This window comes from Pelomonas sp. Root1217, assembly GCF_001425705.1.
In the GTDB taxonomy this organism is placed as follows: Bacteria; Pseudomonadota; Gammaproteobacteria; order Burkholderiales; family Burkholderiaceae_C; genus Pelomonas.
In genome coordinates, this window is sequence record NZ_LMDC01000016.1 from 1 (window position 1) to 4329 (window position 4329).

Annotated in this window: 3 protein-coding genes and 1 pseudogene; all 4 read left to right on the plus strand. The window is 62.8% G+C overall.

Annotation, left to right across the window (positions count from 1 at the left end):
- A partial coding sequence (locus tag ASC95_RS14240) for a tryptophan 7-halogenase (RefSeq protein WP_162250778.1) occupies positions 1–381 on the plus strand: 381 nt, incomplete at its 5' end.
- Between the two features lie 3 nt (positions 382–384).
- Positions 385–2163 (plus strand): glycoside hydrolase 43 family protein, encoded by a 1779-nt coding sequence (locus ASC95_RS14245; RefSeq protein ID WP_200960147.1) that lies wholly within the window; start codon positions 385–387, stop codon positions 2161–2163.
- A gap of 45 nt (positions 2164–2208) precedes the next feature.
- On the plus strand, positions 2209–3657 hold the full coding sequence (locus ASC95_RS14250) for a glycoside hydrolase family 43 protein (RefSeq protein ID WP_057298396.1): 1449 nt from the start codon (positions 2209–2211) through the stop codon (positions 3655–3657).
- A gap of 96 nt (positions 3658–3753) precedes the next feature.
- Positions 3754–4329, plus strand: a pseudogene (locus ASC95_RS14255) (alpha-N-arabinofuranosidase); the annotation flags it as partial.

The following is a 4329-nucleotide window of genomic DNA, read 5'->3' on the forward strand; positions in this document are numbered from 1 at the left end:
CTGTTCAACGACGGCGCGGCGCGCCGCTTCGCACGCATCCGCGACTTCATCATCCTGCACTACTGCCTGACCCGCCGCCGCGACAGCGAGCTATGGCGTCATGTGTCATCGATGGAGTTGCCCGAAACCCTGGCCTTCCGGATGGAACTGTGGCGTCGTTACGGCGTGCTGCACGAATACGACGAGGAGGGGTTCGATGCCACCAGTTGGCTCGCCATCCACGCCGGCATGGACCATTGGCCCGAACGCAACGATCCGGTCTTCGCGGAGATCGCGCCGGAACGGGCATTGACGGCGCTGGACCAGCGTCGCAAAGCCATCGAAGCCTCGGTGGCGCGCATGCCGCAGCACCATCGCATGCTGCTCAAGATGCTGGGCTGATCCTTGGCTCGTCTTGAGCTCATGGGGTCCTGCGACCGATGCGCTGGCTCGCAAAAACTACTCCAGAGACAAAACATGAACAAACACCCTGACGGCCTGCGTCGGCCGATTTTTTCCCTCCTGATGGCCCTCCTTCTCTCCGTCGGATCCCACACCGTTCAGGCGGCAGAGGCTGCCCAGACAGCTCCTGCCCACAACCCGCTCATCTGGGCCGACGTCCCTGACATCGCCGTCATCCGGGTAGGAAAAACCTACTACATGAGCAGCACGACGATGCACATGAGCCCGGGGCTGCCGATCATGAAGTCGACGGATCTGGTGAACTGGAGCATGGCCTCTTACGCCCATCAGAACCTTGCCGACAACGAAGCCTTCCGCCTCGAGAACGGCAAGAACGCCTACGGTGCCGGCTCCTGGGCTAGCAGCCTGCGCTATCACGACGGCATGTTCTATGCATCGACGTTCGCCGCGACCACCGGGGGACGCACTCACGTCTACACCACGCGCGATCCCGAACGCGGCCCATGGAAGGAGACGAGCTTCGAGCCCTTGATGAATGACCACAGTCTGTTCTTCGACGACGACGGCCGCGTCTACATGGTCTGGGGGTGCAACCGCATCATGCTCACCGAGCTCAAACCGGATCTCACCGGCACCAAGCCCGGCGGCGTGAACAAGCCCATCATCGAACACGTCAACGCCGTCTTCGGCGCCGACCAGGGAGGGCTGTGCGGCGAGGGCTCGCAGCTGTCCAAGATCAACGGCCGCTACTACCTTCTCAACATCGCCTCGCCGGGCAGCCGCTGGGCGCGCACCGTCATCGTCAGCCGCGCGGACACCCTCGACGGGCCCTATGAGAGTCGCATTGCCCTCGATGATCGTGGTATCGCCCAGGGCGGCCTCATCGACACCCCGGAAGGCAAGTGGTACGCCTATCTGTTCAAGGACAACGGCGCCGTCGGCCGCATTCCCTACCTCGTGCCCGTGACCTGGAAGGATGGCTGGCCCGTGCTCGGCAAAGACGGCAAGGTGGCCATGACGCTGGACATCCCCGCCGGCGCACAGGGCGTTTCCGGCGTCTCGGGCATCGTCGCCTCCGGCAAGGTGGCCATGACGCTGGACATCCCCGCCGGCGCACAGGGCGTTTCCGGCGTCTCGGGCATCGTCGCCTCCGACGAATTCGACCGCCAGCCTGGCGAGCCCGACCTACCACTCGCCTGGCAATGGAACCACAACCCCGAGCCGCGCGACTGGTCGCTCACCAAGCGCCCGGGCTACATGAGCTTCACCACCAGCCGGACCGTTCCGACGCTGCTCGAGGCCCGGAACACTCTGACGCAGCGCACCTTCGGCCCGCGCAGTTTCGCCACCACCAGCATCGACGTGAGCGGCATGAAAGATGGCGACTGGGCGGGCCTGGCCGCGTTTCAAAGGCAGTACGGTTTTGTCGGCGTCAGGATGAACGACGGCGCCAAGTCCCTCGTCATGGTGAGCGCCGATGCCGACAAGCCGGAGGAGATCGCCTCCGTGCCGCTCACTGGCAAGACCGTTCATCTCAGGGTCGACTGCGAATTTGAGCCCGCGCCTGAGCTCGCCCGCTTCTCCTACAGCCTGGACGGCAAATCGTGGACCCCCATCGGTCGTCCCTCGCGCATGGCCTACACCTTCCCGCACTTCATGGGTTACCGCTACGGGCTCTTCTATTACTCGACCAAGACGCCTGGCGGCCGCGTCGACTTTGACTACTACCGGGTCGGGCAAGCGACAAAAGACGGGCGCTGACACGGCGCAACTTCATTTCCCGCCTTCCCCCATTTACCGCTCCTCATGAAAAAACCAACCCGCTCCGCTGCCGTTCTCTTGTCCATGTTGGCCTTGCTGCCCGCGACGTCGTTCGCGCGCAACCCGGTTATTCAAACGATGTACACGGCCGATCCAGCCCCCATGGTCCATCAGGGCACGCTCTACCTGTTTTCCAGCCACGACGAAGATGTCGGGGAGGCCAACAACTTCAATATGAAGAATTGGGTGCTCGCCACGACGACGGACATGGTGAACTGGACCCAGCACGGCGCGATCGCCTCTCTCCGGGACTTTCCCTGGGCCTCCAAGGAAAATTCCGGCTGGGACGGTTTTGACAACGGTGCCTGGGCCCCTCAAGTGATTGAGCGGGATGGCAAGTGGTATCTCTATGGTCCGGTGCAAGGCCGTGGCATTGGTGTGTTGGTGGCCGATAACCCCCTGGGCCCCTATATCGATCCCATCAAGAAACCGCTGATCGCCGGCCACGCCGGCGGCCTGTACGACAGCATCGATCCGACCGTTTTCATCGACGACAAGGGTCAGGCCTATCTCGCCTGGGGCAATCCCAATCTGTGGTCGGTGAAACTGAACAAGGACATGATTTCCTACGACACCAGCGTGGGGGACAAGGGCATCATTGGCCATCCAATGACCGTCAAGGCCTTGGGGGAGCGCAACCCGCCGGACACAGTAGGCGTCACGAAGCCGAAGCCTGCTTTGCGCGGTACATCCTACGAAGAGGGTCCTTGGCTCTATAGGCGCAAGAATCTCAATTACCTGTTTTTTGCAGCCGGTCCCATCCCTGAGCATCTCGGCTACGCCACCGGCCCTACAGTTCAAGGCCCGTGGACGTACGGCGGCGTCGTCATGACCCCGCAAAGCGCTTTCACCAACCATCCGGGCGTGGTCGATTTCAAGGGCAAGACCTACCTTTTCTATCACAACGCCGCTCTTCCGGGAGGCGACGGCTTCAAACGTTCCGTATGCGTCGATGAGTTGAAATTCAACCCCGATGGGTCGGTCCCGATGGTGCAGCCAACCACGGAAGGGCCGGCACCGGTTGCCACGCTTGATCCCTACAAGCGAGTCGAAGCCGAGACGATTGCCTGGTCTTCCGGCGTCAAGATCGAGCCCAACAGCGCCGGTGGTCAGAATGTGCGCGGCATCCACGACGGCGCCTACATCCAGGTGCGAAATGTCGATTTCGGCGCGACCGGCGCGCGCGCCTTCACGGCCAGCCTCGCCAGTACGGCCAAGGCAAAGGAGACCCCCGAGTCGAGGATCGAGATTCGTCTGGGCAAGCTCGACGGCCAGTTGGTCGGCACCCTGCCGGTGTCGGGCACCGGCGGCCAATGGAAGCAGCAGTCGGCCCAGATCTCCGGAGCCTCCAGCATCCACGATCTCTTCTTCGTATTCCGCGGTGCGCCCGGCGAAGAACTGTTCAAGTTCGATTACTGGCAATTCTCGAAATAACTGAACAAGGCGGTCCGCGCATGGGGCCGCCGATGAATCAGCGGGATTCATTGCGATCAAACCACACGGCGGCTTTGCACTGTCTTGAGACCCTATATGAAAACAATCAAACACAGCCTCGCCGTCCTCGGCCTGATCGCGGCACCGGCTTTCGCCGCCAACCCGGTCACCATCACCATCGACGCCGGCAAGCCCGGCCCCGTCATCAGCAAGTATGTGTACGGCCAGTTCGCTGAGCACCTCGGCACCGGCGTCTACGAAGGCATGTGGGTCGGCACGAAGTCGAACATTCCCAACACGCGGGGCTGGCGCAACGACGTCGTCGGCGCGCTCAAGGAGTTGCATGTGCCGCTGGTGCGCTGGCCGGGCGGCTGCTTCGCCGATACCTACCACTGGCGCGACGGCATCGGCCCGCAGGACAAGCGTCCGAGCAACGTCTGGGGGACCCACGTCGAAGAAATCAATGCCGTCGGTACCCACGAGTTCTTCGACCTCATCGAGATGATGGGCGCCGACGCCTACGTCAACGGCAACGTCGGTACCGGCAGCGTGCAGGAGATGGCCGACTGGGTTCAGTACATGACTGCGGAAGGCGGCTCGCCGCTGGCCCGGCTGCGCGCCCAGAACGGGCGCGAAAAGCCGTTCAAGGTCGCCTTCTTCGGTGTCGGCAAC